The organism is Campylobacter sp. TTU_617 (genome assembly GCF_016599045.1).
GTDB lineage: Bacteria > Campylobacterota > Campylobacteria > Campylobacterales > Campylobacteraceae > Campylobacter_D.
In genome coordinates, this window is the sequence record NZ_JAENKV010000002.1 from 109,677 (window position 1) to 124,752 (window position 15,076).

Here is a 15,076-nt window from a genome sequence, read left to right on the forward strand (position 1 = left end):
TTGCGGATGTGGTGAAATTGGCAGACACGCCAGACTTAGGATCTGGTGCAGCAATGCGTGAAGGTTCAAGTCCTTTCATCCGCACCACAACTAGATTTAATACGTTGCTTTAAAATTTCTAATTCCTTTTCTATATTTTTAGGTTGCAAAGTATTTAATATTTTATTTTCAGTTTCAGGCGACCAATATATTTTTAGTTTTTTCTTTGCTCTTGTGATTGCAGTATAAAATATATTGTGAGTGATTTGTTCTTCTATTTCATTTGCAATAATAATAGAAACATTATTATATTCTAAACCTTGTGCTTTATGTATAGAAATAGCGTAAGCAACTTGAAAAGGAACAATATTATATTCATCATCTTCTTCATCAGAATTTAAGCTATATATCTCAAAAGCAATTTCTGTATAATTATCATTAAAAGTATTTATAATTTTAAAATTGTTTTCTTCTGTTATTTTTTTATTTACTTTTATAGTGAATATAGTGCAATCTTCTTTTTTATTTATTCTAGTAATAATACCTTTTAGATTATTATGAATTATATCTCCAAATCTTGTTGTAGCTTCATTAAATAAAATTGGATCTCCTACCTTGTAACCTAATCCATTAAAATATATTATTTCGTTTCTATTATTTTCTTGTAATAATCTATTAATATTATTTACACCATACAAACCACCATAATTAAGACATAAAATTATTTCATCTTCTTCACTTTTTTCAAAACTAAAATCTTCTATTTTTTTTGATATATTGTTTTTAGAAAAAAATTCTAATATAGCATTATCAAATTTTCTTACTTTGTTCCATATATTTTGCAATTCTTTATCTTCTGTTCTATAAATATTTTGCAATTCTATTTGATGTTTTGTAAAAATTTTTTGAGCTAATAAAAACCAATTTCCAAACCTAATAGCTTCTATTTGATAAATGTCTCCAACGCAAATTAATATATTGCATTTTATTATCTCTAAAATTTTAAGCATATCTTGATTATTAATAGTGCTACACTCATCCATAATTACAACATCAAAATATGAGTGTGGACGTTTTTTGTTGTTTATATAAGAAGCTAGAGTATAAAAATATGATTTATCAGTATCTATTCTTTGTTTTAAATTATTTATAGCTGTATTAGTGTTAGTCAAAAATAATTGGGTTTTATTTTTAAAAAAATGAGAGATATGTTTTATTAATGTAGTTTTACCTGTTCCTGCTGCACCATAAATTAATGCTAATTTTGAATTATGAAATAGATTTATTAAATGCTTTTCTTTTTCTTTGCAATCTAATTGATTAAAACTTAACCATTTTTCAACATCTTGTTGGTAATTGTCTATACCATTTTTTGTAAATTTTTTAAGTTGTTTAATGATGTGTTTAACTATATCTTCGTATTCATTTATATATAAAAATTTTTCATAAAGTATTTCTATCTGTCTTTTTGGCTTATGAGCTTCATATGTTATATTTTCATTATATTGTTTAACTAAATCATAAATATCTTTTTTAGAAGTATTTTTAAAATCACTTATGTTTTTGTATAAAAATCCATTAATTTCTGAGTTATTTTTAATACTTCTGGCTAGTAGTTCGTATTTTTTATTTTTTATTTTTTATTTCAATGCATTCGCATAAGTCGATAAATTTTGGATTATGTTTTATTAAAGAAGTGCAAAATGGCATTTCTTCAAAAGGGATACATTTATTATCTAAATATAAATTTGATAATCTTTTATTTGCTTGATTAGCTTTTTGTTTTTTTATAATAGCATTATTCATATTATACAAAATATAACTGAGGATATTTTTTCCTTTTTTATTGTTTAAAATAATATTTCTAGCTTTATCTAAACAAGTAAATAAAATTTTTAGATTATTTTGAGTAAAGTAAGACTTTATCTCTAAGTATTCTTTATTATTTAATTTTACAAGTTCAAATAATGTAATTCTATATTTTTTTAAAACTGACATAAAATTTTCATATTCTTTATTTCTATTAAATTTTTTTCTAATCCAAAAATAGAGCAAAAATTTTCTAATTCACAAGGACGAATACTTATATTCCATTCAGTTATTATTATAATTGGTATTGATTTATGTAATCTTATATTTGTATCGTATAGTTTTAATTCAACAGAATAATTAGCTGGAATATTATATTTTGAAAAGGCTATGATTTTATCAAATTTACTTATATTATTTTTTGCTATTGTAAAGGCTATTTCATAATATATTTTATCATTTATTATAAATGGTTTTATTGTTTGTATATAAAATTTATCACTTCTTGACTTCTCATAATTTATAGGTTGTTCAATTTTATTTGCAATATTTTCATAGTATTTTGCATTTAATTTATCTAAATTAATAGGGAATTTGTTTATGTTGTGGAGTATATCAAGTTTTAAATCTTTTTTACAAAGTTCTTTTAGACTATATAAGTATGGCATATATTTTAATATTAGTCTTTCTGATTTTTCTTCTTCTGGTGTATAGTGTGATGTAGAAATTTGGAGAAAACTATGCAATTTTATTATACTTGTATATTTTGCTTTATTCTTTATATTTTTGATACCTATTTGTAAATTTTTAAAATCATTATTTAAATTTGATTTTGTATCGATGTTGTGTATGTGCAAAGCAATATGTTCTACTAAATTTCTTAGTCCATTTAAAATATTTTGAGATAAAAGTCCTCTATCATCTCTATCATTTTCTATATTTTTATCAAAATTTTGACTAATAGTTACGATTTGATCAATTACATTATTATTCATAAATAGCCTTTATTAAAAATTCTATTTCTCTAACTCTCATTCCTTACTATCAAAGATTTTGGGAGTTTGAAAAAATTTATTAATTCTTTTTCTTTTTCTCTCATCTCTCCTTTATCTGTTTCGTGATCAAGACCTATTAAGTGAAGCATAGCGTGGATAAAAAGTAAGCTTATTTCTTCTTTATAGCTATGATTTAATTCTTTTGCCTTTTCTTTGGCTAATTCAAAATTTATTACTATAGATCCTAGGGGTAAATTTTTAGCTATATCTACAAGTGGAAAAGAAAGCACATCGGTACTTTTATCAATCCCTCTTTGTTCTAAATTTAAATTACGCATTTGTTCATTGTCTAAAAAAATAAGTTCAACATCTTTAGAACTTATTTTTTGAGCAATTTTTTCTAAGAAATCAACATTTTCATCACAAATTATCATTTTAAAATCCTTCTTTGATAATAGAATAAATTTTTTCTATTTCATCATCATTAAAAATGCTAGAATTTTTATATTTGTAAAATTCTTTGAGTTTTGTTTGGTTAAATGTATAACCTAAAGCACAATGATGATGAGAGGGTAAAAAAGCTCTTAGAAGCGTAACTTCATCTTTTATGGCTTCTTCACAGGAAAAACAAATAAAATTTTGATGAAGTCTGCCCTCAAATTCTAAGATTTTTACATAAGCATCTATAATAACACGTTTTGGATTTTGCTTTAAAAATTTTATAGCACTTTCATTTAAAAGTTCGAAATAAAAAGGATCAAGCTCTTCTATGCCTTTTAAATGCTGGTAAAAAAGACGTATAAATTCTTGCCATAGAAACATTTTTTCTCTTTGCAAGATCCAAGTAAAACTAAGATGCATAACATCTTTAAGACGTGGCAAAAAATTAGGATTTTCATCTAGAGCAAAATCAATTTTGTATCCATTCAAAATACTTGAATGTCTAAGCCCATAAAAGCGATAAGTTTTAATTAAAGCTTTGGAGCTTAGGATATAAACGATTAAATCTTCATCTTTGATTTTTTGAGTATGTAAAATAAAACCTTGCATAAGTTAAATTAAATCTTTGTATTTTAAATAAAGTGAATTTGCAATTTTTTTGATTTCTTTTTTTAATTTTAAATCATCAATAAAGCAAGAATTATTTTGATAAACTTGAGCAATATTTGATTTATCTCCATAATGCCCTCCACCTTGAAATTCTAAAATGGCAAATGGTTTTGTAGATTTATTTTTAAAATCTTTAATAACAAATAAAAAATCAACTACTAAATCAGAATATGCTTTCCAAACTTCATTTTCTTCATCATTTTCTAAAAAACTTTTTAAAGAAATTTGCGGAAAAACTTTAAAATTATTTTTAATATCTTCACAAAAAATTAATTCTTTATAAATTAGAAATTCCCCAATACCCATAAGTCTATCTTTGCTTAAGATATTAGATTTTTTAACTAAATCAAGCTTATATTCTTTGCTTTTTTTGTATTCTGATATTTTTTCTTCTTGTTTTTTTTTCTCTAAAAAAATTTGATTTTTAATTTTTTTATCTTCTTCTTTTTGGATCTGTTTTAAAATGCTTTGATTTAATTTTTTATTAACTTTGCTTTGATTATATATTTTAAAAACCAAAACAAAAATAATCACAATTAAAGCTATTATAAATATAATCATTAATTAAGCCTATATTATTTTAATCCCGTATGCTTTTAAAAGATTATAAGAAGACTCTTCTAAATTTACATCAAAACTAGCACTAGCTTCTTGATATAAAAAAAGTTTCGCATCAGGCTTTGCGCTAAAAGCTAAAATAATATTACAAAAAACACAAATATGCGAAACAAGTCCGCAAAAATAAAGTTCTTTATAAGTACTTTTGTTAATAAAATTTGCAAGCTCTAAACTTCCAAAAGTATTTTTGTAAAATATTTTTTTAGCCTTTGGTATATATTTTTGTAAATTTTTAGGCATTTGCCATCCCAGTGTATTTTGAATGCAATGTTTTATAGGTAGTAATTTTCCTTCATTGGAATTTAAGTAATCATTATCGTGTGTATCAAAAGTAATGAGTAAATCTGTATCATTAAAATTAATATTATTTAATAAATTTAAAATTTTATTTTCTATTTTTAAAGCTTTTTCAAATCCTAAACTTCCTGTAATAAAGTCATTTTGGTAATCTATAAGCACAAAAGCTTTTTTCATATATTTTTAAGCCAAAAACTCTCTGTATGTAGATTTTCAAATGCAGTTTTTAAGCTCGTAAAAAGTTTGGGATAATCTTTTTCTAGATTGGCTAAAATTTGTTTTGCTTCCTCTCTAGCATGTGGAAATTTAACATTTTTTTCACTTAGCTTCATACCTGGACAAAATTCATTACCAATAACTTCAAGCTCATTTTGTAAAGCATTATCTCTAAGTTGTCTTTCTCTTACAAAAATCAAAGGACGTATTACTATAACACCGCGTTTGCTTTTATAAATTGGAGCTAAAGTTCTTAAAGCTCCATTGTGGATAAAATTCATAAAAAAACTTTCAGCCGCGTCATCTAAATGGTGAGCTATGGCAAGTTTATTGAAATTATTTTCTAAAGCATAAGTATATAAAGCTCCTCGACGCATTCTTGAAAAATAACTACAAAAACTAGAATTTTTTCTTATAGTATCTTCAGAAACTTCATAAATATTAGAATCAAGTACGCTATGATCAATGCCGTGTTCTTTGCAATGATGATTTAAGCTAGAGTAATCTTCGCCCATACCATAGCTTAGAGTGACAGCCTTAAGTTCAAATTTAAAAGGAGCGTGAGCTTGCATACGTTTTAAAAGATGAGCTAAGGCTAAAGAGTCTTTCCCGCCACTTAATCCCAAAAGAACTCTATCTCCTTCTTTTATAAGATTAAATTGAGCATTAGCTTTAGCTACTTGACGGATAAGTTTTTTACTAAGATTTATCATAGTTTATCGCACATTTTAAGCACAAAATTAGCTGAAATTTTAGCAGAATTAACAACAAATTCGTCAAAATCAAATTCAGCTTTTTCTCCAGCTTTATCACTCATTGCTCTTAAAATAAAACAAGGTATATTTAAAGCATCACAAACCAAAGCTACGCTTGCTCCTTCCATTTCACAAGCATCAGCATTGAAAATTTCTTTAATTTTTGCTTTTTTTATTTCATCGCAAATAAATTCATCTCCAGTTGCAATAATACCTGCTTTAAGCTTTATGTTTAATTCTTTGGCTACTTCTAGAGCAATATTGTTTAATTTTTCATTGGTTTGAATAAAAATTTCATTTCCTGGAACAAAACCTAAAGGATGACCAAAAGCAGTAATATCTAAATCATATTGGACAAGTTTTGTAGCATAAAGCAAATCGCCTATTTCAAGTTCAGGATTAAAAGCACCAGCAACTCCTGTAAAAAGTAAAGCTTGAGCTTTAAATTTCTCTATCATTATACTTGCGCTTAGGGTTGAATTTACTTTACCTATTTTAGAATAAGCTAAAATCAATTCGTGATTTTTATAATTTGCTGTATAGTAAGTATTATTAGCATATTTTATGCTTTTATAATCTTTTAAAATTTCAAGCAAAGGAGTTATTTCCTCTTCCATTGCACCTAAAATCGCTATTTTCATAGTTTAATTTCCTTTAAAAAAGATTCTATATCATTGAAATTAGTTAAAGAATAAGTTGTTTTGGTAGTAATTTTTTTATTAAGTCCTTGTAAAATTTTAGAGCCAAATTCTACAAAATAGGAAGTTTCATTTTCTATTGCTTTTATGCTTTGTTTATAAAGCACAGGAGATACAAGCTGAGCTTTTAATAAATTTAAAGCTTCTTCTTTACTTGAATAAGCTTTAGCATTTACATTTGAAATAACTATTCCAAAATTTGGTTTTAAAACATTTTGAAGCTCTTTATAAAGTTTTAAAGAGGCATTTTCTAAAAGAGGGCAATGACTTGCTACACTCATATTTAAAAGCATAACTCTTTTAGCTCCTGCATTTTTAAATTCATTTTCATAAGCTAATAAATCAGCTTTTAAACCAGCAATAACAATTTGTCCTTCACAATTATAATTTGCTGCAAAAATTTGTTTATTTTCTTCTCTTGCTTGTTTGCATAATTTTTCTATTTTATCATCATCAAGTCCCAGAATAACCATCATTCCAGCTTCAACTTTAGAGCAATCTTCTTGCATAAAAAGTCCTCTTTGATGTACAAGTTTAAGTGCTTCTAAAAAATCAAGACCTCCGCTTATTGCTATAGCGGAAAACTCACCCAAAGAATGTCCTAAAGAAATTTTAGCCTTTAAATTTGGTTCCAGTTCATTTAAAGCATTATAAGCCATTAAAGAAGTTAAAAGTATTGCAGGTTGAGTAAATTGACTTTTATTTAAATTATCGTTTTCTTCAAATAAAAGATGCTTAAAATCAATTTTTAAAAAATCACTTGCATGTTCTAAGAGTTCTTTGGCACTTTTAGAATTTTCATAGAAATCTTTACCCATGCCAAGGTTTTGAGAGCCCTGGCCTGGAAAAATAAATGTATAGTTCATATTAATGGCAGCCACATCCACCGCTATGGCCCCCACAACATCCACCGCTTTTGTGGTGCTCATGATGATGTTTATGTTCGTGGTTGTGACCACAGCCACAACTATGACTTCCTGCAATAATGCCTGTAAGAATTTCATCTTCACTTGCTGGTCTTACATCAACAAGGTTAAGAGAAAAAAGCAAATCACGTCCAGCGTATGGATGATTATAATCGATAGTTACACTATCTTCTTTTATATCTTTAACGCTAACGCGAACACTTTCTCCATTTTCACCTTCCCCAAATAGCTCCATTCCTATTTTAAGATCAATTCCTGCAAATTGTTCTTTTGGTAAAGTTTGAATAGCATTCGTATCATATTCTCCTAAGGCTTTATCTTTTTTGATAAGAATTTCAGTGTTTGAAGGGCAGTCTAATTTTGCAATTTCTTCTTCTAAAGAGTCTAAAATCTGTCCTTTTCCTAGTATAAAAGAAATAGGTTGAGCATAAAGATTTGACTCTAAAATTTCATTTGTATTAGCATCTTTTAGTTCATAAAACATGGAAACAACATTATTTTTTTCAATAGCCATTATTTTCTCCTTATTTGCGATTTGGTGAAGCTTTTGCCTCAGGTGAATTAGGGTAATTAGTCTTTAAAGCTTTATAAAAACCATTTGCTGTTTTAGGATCTCCTATCTTATCTAAAGATATTGCAGTGTGATAAAGCAATTTTGGAAAATAATCCCCTTTGGTGCTTATGGCTGAACTTTTTTTATAAAAAACAATTGCATTATTATAATTTTTTTGTTTATATTCTATTTCTCCAAAATAAAAATTAACTCTAGCTGGTTTATAATGCTTTTGAAGAAGATAATTTAATTTAAGTTTCATTTCTTCAAATTTATTTTGATTTAAATCTAAAATAGCAAGATCTAAAATTTTATTATTATTTTCTTTTTTCCAGCTTTCATCATATACTATTTCTTTTTGTTCTTCTGGAGTTATTTTAGAACTTTGATTATTCTCTATGGTGCTAGTAGTATTTATATCTTTTTGTGGTATAACATTTATATTGTTATAGTTTTTTTCCATTTCTTTTTTTGAAACGTAATCTGTATTTATAGAATCAACTAAAGTGCTTAATTCTGCTAAAACTTTTTTAAATTGTTTATTGTTGTTTTCTTGGATTTTTCTACTTTCTTCTACATAAGATTTTAAATTATTTATTTCTTGTGTAAGATTATTTTCTAAATTTTCATAATTTTCTTCTGATTGATTAAGGCGTGAATTTATTTTTGTATATTGTGAATTAATGCCCTCAATAGCACTTTGTAAACCTTCTATCCTTTCATTTGCTTCATTTATTCTTGCGTTAATTTCAGAATAGTTATTGTTTAAGGTATCAAGTTTTTGCTTGATTGTCTTTTCATTTTGTGTTAGACCATAAGAATTATTTGTTAAATCACCTGCACCAAAAGCAGAATTTTCTGCATAAACAAAAGTAGCTCCTATTAAAAGAGCTACTGATAATATTTTTTTCATTGATTTTATTTTGCTAATTTAAATTCTGCACGTCTATTTTGTGCATCGCAAGCTTTTGTTTTTTCTGTACATACAGGATTAGTTTCTCCATAGCTTTTAATAGAAATTCTATCTGCATTTACACCTTGAGAAACTAAAGCTTCTTTCACAGCTTTTGCTCTTTTTAAGCCTAAAGCTTGATTATATTCATCTGTTCCCCATTCATCACAGTTTCCTTCAACTGTTATACTAACTCCGCTTACTTCAGTATTAAAAATATTTGCATTATCTTGAACTACTGATTGCATATCAGGTCTGATATTAAATTTATCAAAATCAAAATAAACTTTATTTAAAGTATCATTTAATCTATTGATTTTACTATCAATACTTTCAAAAGTATCGTTACTTCCACTACCTGGTCTAGAATCAACAGAACTATCACTCTCTACAGTGGTACTTTTTGTACTACAACCAGTAATGATTACTGCAAAAGCGGCAATCGAAGTTAAAAGAATTTTTTTCATTTTGCAACCTTTCAAAAATTAATGAATTCTTTAGATTATATCTAAAATTTTAAATTATTTCAACACTATATTTACCAGTCTATCGACTGAATTTTACCTAGTTTTAATGGAAAATAAAAAGCTTTATTAGCATTTACTCTTATAACCCCTAAAGCACTTTGAGAGCCTAAATATTTAATAAAAACGATACTTCCTCCATCATTTGAAAATCTTGGAAATAAATTTTTACCATTAGCGGTTAATTGTCTAATATAATCACTTTTAATTGACATAAGATAAATGTTAAAAACACCAAATTGATTTGCTTCTCTGCTTGAATAAACTAAAAAATCTTTATAAGTTGAAACTGATGAATTATTTTTTCCATGAAAAACTACTTGTTCTGCAACATTGCTACCTAGTGTTTGCATAAAGATATTTGGATATCCTAAGCGATCTGAAACATAAACAATTTTAGAATCATCGTCCCCGATGAAATTTCCATTAACATCAATTCCTGAATAGTTTGTTAATTTTTCTAATTTTTTAGTATTTAGTTCATATAGATAAACATCAGGCTGATCTTTAGGAGCCATAGTGATAAGAAGTTTGTTTCCATCTTCGCTTACATCACTTGCTACAACCATTCCTCCACTTGATAGTATTTTTGTTGCACGATTGTTTTTTAAATTATAAGAATAAAGGGTTGGCATTTCTGAATCATATGCTGTATAGTAAAATAATGTTTGCTCTTTATCTCCCCATTTTGGAAATAAATTTAACCCCCCGTCTATAATAACTTTTTGATAAGTTAGCGTATAATCTGCCATAATGATTTGGCTTTTTTTAGAGCTATTTGTTCTTGAGATTAAAATTTTATGATCCATCCAATCAACAGGTGCAAGGCCTAAAGCATTAACAGAATCTTTAACGCTTTTATGCGCTAAAAATGGATATTGCTCTATAGATGATGAATAATTTTTATTTGACTTTTCAATATTGCCAGCCTTAATTTTAATATTAAGTTCTAAACTATTCGTATTTTTTGATAAAGAATATTCAAAAGTATAATTTGTTGATTCATTTCCGTTATTTGCAATTTCAAAATTTGAACTTACTTTTAAGTCATTAACAAGAATATTATAAAAATTTCTTTTTAAATTTTCATCACTTAAATTTGATGTATCTTTTACGATGATTTTTGGTAAAGCAATATCTTTATTGATTACATCAATAATTGGATCTTCTGCCCAAAGCGAGGTAAAAAAAATTAAAAAAATTAAAAAAAGTTTATTCATTTTATTTTCTCCATCTATTGTTTAATTTCAATTAGCTCATCACTTAAATTCATTGTAATATTGATACTTTGATTTTTAGGAGGATAAGCTATAAATTTACCTTGTAAATTTTCTAAAAAATCCATTACTTTTTTATCAAATGCTATATCATTACTTTTTTCTACAGAAGTATAACCAAATTTTCCATTACTATCTATAAAAATTTTTACCCTAACACTAAGATTTCCTTGTGATTTGTTTAATTTCCAACGTTCTTCTATAATACGTGTAATTTTGCCTAAAAACTCATCATAAATTCCTGTGCGTTGAGTTTGTTGTATATTGTTAGTATTGCTATTTTGGGTAAGAAGAGTATTGTCTAAATTTTGCACCAATTGTGAAGCATTTTGATCATTTGGCAATCTACTTTGTTCATTTGATTTAGTCGATGATTGAATTTTTGTTGTTTTTTCAGTTTGAATATCTTTAACATTTCCAAATAAATCATTAAAATTAGTTTCTTTTTGATCAATATTTTCAGTTTTAACAAATTGATTTGTTGTTTTTTCGAAGAGTTTAGCAATATCTATTTCTTCTTTAGTATCTGGATTTGCTATTTTATCTGAGTTTTGAGCTAATTCTATATCGATAAAACTATCTTCTAAATCAGTATATTTGATAGCAGGATCTTTAAAAACTACTATTCTAAAAAAAATAATTAAAACAATTAGAAAATAAACTACTAAAGCTAATAAAAAAGAATTAAGATTGCTAAAACCGCTATTTTTCATAGTTTATTCAGTTTGTAGAGCAACTTTATTAAAACCAAGATTTTTTATATTTTTTAATACAAAAATCACATCATCATATTTTAAGCTTTTGTCTGCTCTTATAAAAACTGGGTCTTGAATATTAAATTCATTTCTCATTTGAGCTAGATTGTCTGCAAAACTTATAAAATCAAATTTTTTTTGATTAATGATAATTTCTCTTTTTGCATTAATACTTACAATTAAACTTTTAATAGTTGGAGAACTAGTTGTTTTTTGAGAGCCTTGTGGTAAATTTATCTTTTCTTCATAACTTATAGAAGGAGCAGTTACCATTAAAATGGCCAGCAAAACAAGCATAATATCAACCAAGGGAGTAATATTAAGTTCTGGTTTATCATCATCAAAATTCATTTTAATCTCTATTTGAATTTAAAATTTTAATTTCACTATCAATAGTATTTATAACTTCATAAGCTCTTCTTTTAATGATTAAGTGAAAAGTATAAGCAGGGATAGCTACTAAGATCCCGCATCCTGTTGCAATTAAAGCTTCACTAATTTTAGGGGCAATGATGCTAAGTGAATTTTGAGTACCAAGACCACCAAAAGTTTCAAGTATAGAAATTACAGTTCCAAAAAGTCCTATAAAAGGTGAAGTAGAAGCTATAATACTAAGCCAAGTCAATCCTATAGAAGACTTTTTTTGGGCTAAATTTTTATAAATTTCTAAATGATTTTGGCTATATTCAGTGCATTTTCTTAATATAGAATCTGTTTTACTAAGATCTTTTTCTCCAGATAAAAGTATTTCTAAGCTTTTTTGTTCTTTAGTTTTCCAAATATTTAAATTAGTAATTCTTGAAAAAAGTATAGAAAAAGATAAAATAAAATATAAAGAAAGCCATATTAAAACAATATAAGTAATCATACTAGAGTTATTAAAAAAATGAAAAATAGATTCAAGATTCATAGTTAGTAGCCTTTATTATCTAATTTTGATAATGTTGCGGCTAAAGCAGCATTATCTGAGCTTACTGATTTTATAAGTTCTTTAGCCTTTGTAAGATTTTTTTCAATTTCACTTTGATTGTCTCCACTTATCCAGATGGCTTCTTTGGCTAAAACGCAAACTTTATTTTCATTTACTTCACTATATCCTTCATTAATAGCTATTAGTTCGTGATTTAAGTCTTTTTTTTCAATATCAATTATTCCAGATTTTAATGACGAAATTAAACAAGCATGCCCTTTTAAAACACCAAATTCACCCTCACTTCCAGGGAGAGTGACTGATTTAATTTGATCTTTATAAATTAGACCAAGCGGAGTTACAATTTCAAAATTGATTAAATCATCCATAATTAACCTTTGAGTTTATCTGCTTTTGCAATTGCTTCTTCTATATTTCCAACCATATAAAAAGCATTTTCTGGTAAATGATCATATTTGCCTTCTAGAATTCCTTTAAATCCTAGGATGGTTTCTTCGAGAGAAACATATTTTCCAGGACTTCCTGTAAAAACTTCGGCGACAAAGAATGGCTGAGATAAGAATTTTTCAATTTTTCTTGCTCTTTCAACGATAAGTTTATCTTCTTCACTAAGCTCATCCATACCCAAAATAGCAATAATATCTTGTAGATCTTTATATTTTTGAAGAACAGATTGAATGCCACGCGCAACTTCATAATGCTCTTTTCCTATAATTTGAGGATCTAGCATTCTAGAAGTAGAGTCAAGAGGATCAACAGCAGGATAAATTCCTTTTTCAGCTATAGCTCTATTTAGAACAGTTGTAGCATCTAAATGTGCGAAAACAGTTGCAGGAGCAGGATCTGTTAAGTCATCAGCTGGTACATAAACAGCTTGAACTGAAGTAATAGATCCTTTTTTAGTTGAGGTAATTCTTTCTTGGAATTTTCCCATCTCGCTTGCTAAAGTTGGCTGATAACCCACAGCAGAAGGAATTCTTCCTAAAAGAGCTGACATTTCAGAGCCTGATTGAGAAAATCTAAAAATATTATCAATAAACATTAAAACATCAAGACCCATTTCATCTCTAAAATATTCTGCCATAGTAAGACCTGTTAAAGCAATACGATTTCTTGCTCCTGGTGGTTCATTCATTTGTCCATAACATAAAGCAACTTTATCTAATACGTTGCTTTCTTTCATTTCGTTGTATAAGTCATTTCCTTCACGCGTTCTTTCTCCAACTCCTGCAAATACAGAATAACCACTATGTTTAAAAGCAACATTATGAATAAGTTCCATAATAATAACGGTTTTCCCTACTCCTGCTCCTCCAAAAAGTCCTACTTTTCCACCCTTAGCATAAGGAGCTAATAAATCAACAACTTTAATTCCTGTTTCAAAAATTTCGCTTTTTGTGCTTTGTTCTTCAAAAGCTGGTGGATCTCTATGTATAGACCATTTTTTATCAAAATTGATTTCTTCTCCTTCATCAATTAGATCACCAGTTACGTTAAAAATTCTTCCTAAAACTTTTTCTCCAACAGGAACACTAATAGGACTTCCTAAAGCTTTAACTTCAAGTCCTCTTGTGAGTCCATCTGTCATATCCATAGCAATAGTTCTTACTCTATTATCTCCTAAATGTGCAGCAACTTCTAAAATAAGTTTTTGTTTTTTACCTTCATTTTCAAAATCAACTAATATTGCTTCATTAATTTTAGGTAAGTATTCATTAAAATCAATATCAACAACAGGTCCTAAAACTTGTGAAATAAATCCTTGCATTATATTAATTCTCCTTCAATTCTATTTCATTGACTCAACACCACTGATAATTTCAATCAGTTCTGTAGTAATTGATTCTTGTCTTGCTTTATTGTAAGCTAAATTAAGCTGTTTTACTTTGATTTTTGCATTATTTGTTGCATTATCCATTGCTTGCATTCTAGCGCTATGTTCTGCTGCTAAAGAATCAATTAGTGCATAATACATATTGTATTCAAAATAAGTTTTTAATAAATCTTCTAAAAGATCTGTATTTTCTGGTTCTAAATCTATGAGCGAATTAGAACCTATATCAAGATCTTTTGAAGGCTCAACAGGTATAAGATGATTGATGAATAATTCTTGAGTAATCATATTTTTATATCCATTATGAATCAATATAACTTCATCAGTCAATCCATTTAAATAATCTTCTACAATATCTTTAATTACAAGCGATGCTTTTTCATAATTAGGGCTTGAACTTAATCCAAGGCATTCTTTAAAAAGTTTTTTTCCTTGAAAATTAAAATATTCAATCCCAGTTTTACCAATAGCTCTTAATCTAACATTAATATTTTTATTTTTATAATCATTTAAAATCTGATTTACAGCTTTAATGGTTTTAATATTAAAACCACCGCAAAGTCCTTTATCTGCTGTTATAAAAACTATATCAGAAGTTTTTATTTGATCTTTTTTATGAAAAAATTTAAATCTTGAATCATTTTCATCATATGCAATTTTATTAATTTCAAATGATATTTCACTTAACATTTGTTCAATTTTTTGAGCATAAATTTTTGCTCTACTTGCAACTTCTTCAGCTTTTTTAAGTTTAGCAGTAGAAACAAGCTTCATTGCATTTGTAGTTTTTTGAGTGTTATTAACACTCTTAATTTTTCTTTTTATTTCTTTTAAGCTAGACATTAAG

At 26.7% G+C, this 15,076-nt stretch carries 20 protein-coding genes and 1 tRNA gene; 1 reads left to right on the forward strand and 20 read right to left on the reverse strand.

Features of this window, described 5'->3' with window-relative positions; genetic code table 11:
- The first annotated feature begins 2 nt into the window (after window positions 1-2).
- Window positions 3-87 (forward strand) — tRNA-Leu (locus tag GQV94_RS01675).
- Here the strand turns inward: GQV94_RS01675 and GQV94_RS07900 are convergent.
- The 20 genes from GQV94_RS07900 to atpG all read right to left on the reverse strand — a co-directional run bounded on the left by GQV94_RS07900 (window position 66) and on the right by atpG (window position 15,072).
- Entirely contained in the window at window positions 66-1,616 is a 1,551-nt protein-coding gene (locus tag GQV94_RS07900) for an ATP-dependent DNA helicase (RefSeq protein WP_325099638.1), read from the reverse strand. The two genes, GQV94_RS01675 and GQV94_RS07900, sit on opposite strands and share 22 nt — an antisense overlap.
- Window positions 1,606-1,977 carry a hypothetical protein gene (locus tag GQV94_RS01685; protein WP_200169238.1) on the reverse strand — a complete coding sequence of 124 codons (372 nt, stop codon included), beginning with the start codon at window positions 1,975-1,977 and terminating at the stop codon, window positions 1,606-1,608. The genes GQV94_RS07900 and GQV94_RS01685 overlap by 11 nt, the downstream gene beginning before the upstream one ends.
- A complete protein-coding gene (locus GQV94_RS01690; RefSeq protein ID WP_200169239.1) occupies window positions 1,965-2,783 on the reverse strand; it encodes a hypothetical protein in 819 nt (272 codons plus the stop codon). The genes GQV94_RS01685 and GQV94_RS01690 overlap by 13 nt, the downstream gene beginning before the upstream one ends.
- Before the next feature lie 29 nt (window positions 2,784-2,812).
- Window positions 2,813-3,217 carry an rRNA maturation RNase YbeY gene (gene ybeY / locus GQV94_RS01695; RefSeq protein WP_200169240.1) on the reverse strand — a complete coding sequence of 135 codons (405 nt, stop codon included), beginning with the start codon at window positions 3,215-3,217 and terminating at the stop codon, window positions 2,813-2,815.
- A 1-nt stretch (window position 3,218) separates the two neighbouring features.
- Window positions 3,219-3,833: a recombination protein RecO gene (recO, locus tag GQV94_RS01700; RefSeq protein WP_200169241.1), complete on the reverse strand. Its 615-nt coding sequence runs from the start codon at window positions 3,831-3,833 to the stop codon at window positions 3,219-3,221.
- 3 nt (window positions 3,834-3,836) lie between these two features.
- Entirely contained in the window at window positions 3,837-4,454 is a 618-nt protein-coding gene (locus GQV94_RS01705) for a DUF2726 domain-containing protein (RefSeq protein ID WP_200169242.1), read from the reverse strand.
- A gap of 9 nt (window positions 4,455-4,463) precedes the next feature.
- A complete protein-coding gene (locus GQV94_RS01710; protein ID WP_200169243.1) occupies window positions 4,464-4,985 on the reverse strand; it encodes an isochorismatase family protein in 522 nt (173 codons plus the stop codon).
- A complete protein-coding gene (locus tag GQV94_RS01715; RefSeq protein ID WP_200169244.1) occupies window positions 4,982-5,737 on the reverse strand; it encodes a tRNA 2-thiocytidine biosynthesis TtcA family protein in 756 nt (251 codons plus the stop codon). The genes GQV94_RS01710 and GQV94_RS01715 overlap by 4 nt, the downstream gene beginning before the upstream one ends.
- A complete protein-coding gene (locus GQV94_RS01720) occupies window positions 5,734-6,420 on the reverse strand; it encodes a 5'-methylthioadenosine/adenosylhomocysteine nucleosidase (RefSeq protein ID WP_200169245.1) in 687 nt (228 codons plus the stop codon). The genes GQV94_RS01715 and GQV94_RS01720 overlap by 4 nt, the downstream gene beginning before the upstream one ends.
- Entirely contained in the window at window positions 6,417-7,343 is a 927-nt protein-coding gene (gene fabD, locus GQV94_RS01725) for an ACP S-malonyltransferase (protein ID WP_200169316.1), read from the reverse strand. The genes GQV94_RS01720 and fabD overlap by 4 nt, the downstream gene beginning before the upstream one ends.
- 1 nt (window position 7,344) lies before the next feature.
- Window positions 7,345-7,917: an FKBP-type peptidyl-prolyl cis-trans isomerase gene (locus tag GQV94_RS01730; RefSeq protein WP_200169246.1), complete on the reverse strand. Its 573-nt coding sequence runs from the start codon at window positions 7,915-7,917 to the stop codon at window positions 7,345-7,347.
- Between the two features lie 10 nt (window positions 7,918-7,927).
- Window positions 7,928-8,869 (reverse strand): tetratricopeptide repeat protein, encoded by a 942-nt coding sequence (locus GQV94_RS01735; RefSeq protein ID WP_200169247.1) that lies wholly within the window; start codon window positions 8,867-8,869, stop codon window positions 7,928-7,930.
- Window positions 8,870-8,874: 5 nt separating this feature from the next.
- Window positions 8,875-9,375 carry a peptidoglycan-associated lipoprotein Pal gene (pal, locus tag GQV94_RS01740; protein ID WP_200169248.1) on the reverse strand — a complete coding sequence of 167 codons (501 nt, stop codon included), beginning with the start codon at window positions 9,373-9,375 and terminating at the stop codon, window positions 8,875-8,877.
- 71 nt (window positions 9,376-9,446) lie between these two features.
- The gene (gene tolB / locus GQV94_RS01745; RefSeq protein WP_200169249.1) at window positions 9,447-10,652 is read right to left on the reverse strand and encodes a Tol-Pal system protein TolB; all 1,206 of its coding nucleotides are present in this window, start codon (window positions 10,650-10,652) and stop codon (window positions 9,447-9,449) included.
- Window positions 10,653-10,666: 14 nt separating this feature from the next.
- A complete protein-coding gene (locus GQV94_RS01750; protein WP_200169250.1) occupies window positions 10,667-11,422 on the reverse strand; it encodes a TonB C-terminal domain-containing protein in 756 nt (251 codons plus the stop codon).
- A 3-nt stretch (window positions 11,423-11,425) separates the two neighbouring features.
- Window positions 11,426-11,815 (reverse strand): ExbD/TolR family protein, encoded by a 390-nt coding sequence (locus tag GQV94_RS01755; RefSeq protein ID WP_200169251.1) that lies wholly within the window; start codon window positions 11,813-11,815, stop codon window positions 11,426-11,428.
- Between the two features lies 1 nt (window position 11,816).
- The gene (locus tag GQV94_RS01760; protein ID WP_200169252.1) at window positions 11,817-12,374 is read right to left on the reverse strand and encodes a MotA/TolQ/ExbB proton channel family protein; all 558 of its coding nucleotides are present in this window, start codon (window positions 12,372-12,374) and stop codon (window positions 11,817-11,819) included.
- Window positions 12,375-12,376: 2 nt separating this feature from the next.
- The gene (gene atpC / locus GQV94_RS01765; RefSeq protein ID WP_200169253.1) at window positions 12,377-12,763 is read right to left on the reverse strand and encodes an ATP synthase F1 subunit epsilon; all 387 of its coding nucleotides are present in this window, start codon (window positions 12,761-12,763) and stop codon (window positions 12,377-12,379) included.
- A 2-nt stretch (window positions 12,764-12,765) separates the two neighbouring features.
- A complete protein-coding gene (atpD, locus tag GQV94_RS01770; RefSeq protein ID WP_200169254.1) occupies window positions 12,766-14,163 on the reverse strand; it encodes a F0F1 ATP synthase subunit beta in 1,398 nt (465 codons plus the stop codon).
- A gap of 21 nt (window positions 14,164-14,184) precedes the next feature.
- Window positions 14,185-15,072, reverse strand: a complete 888-nt coding sequence (gene atpG, locus GQV94_RS01775; RefSeq protein WP_200169255.1) for an ATP synthase F1 subunit gamma — start codon at window positions 15,070-15,072, stop codon at window positions 14,185-14,187.
- Window positions 15,073-15,076: the final 4 nt, after the last annotated feature.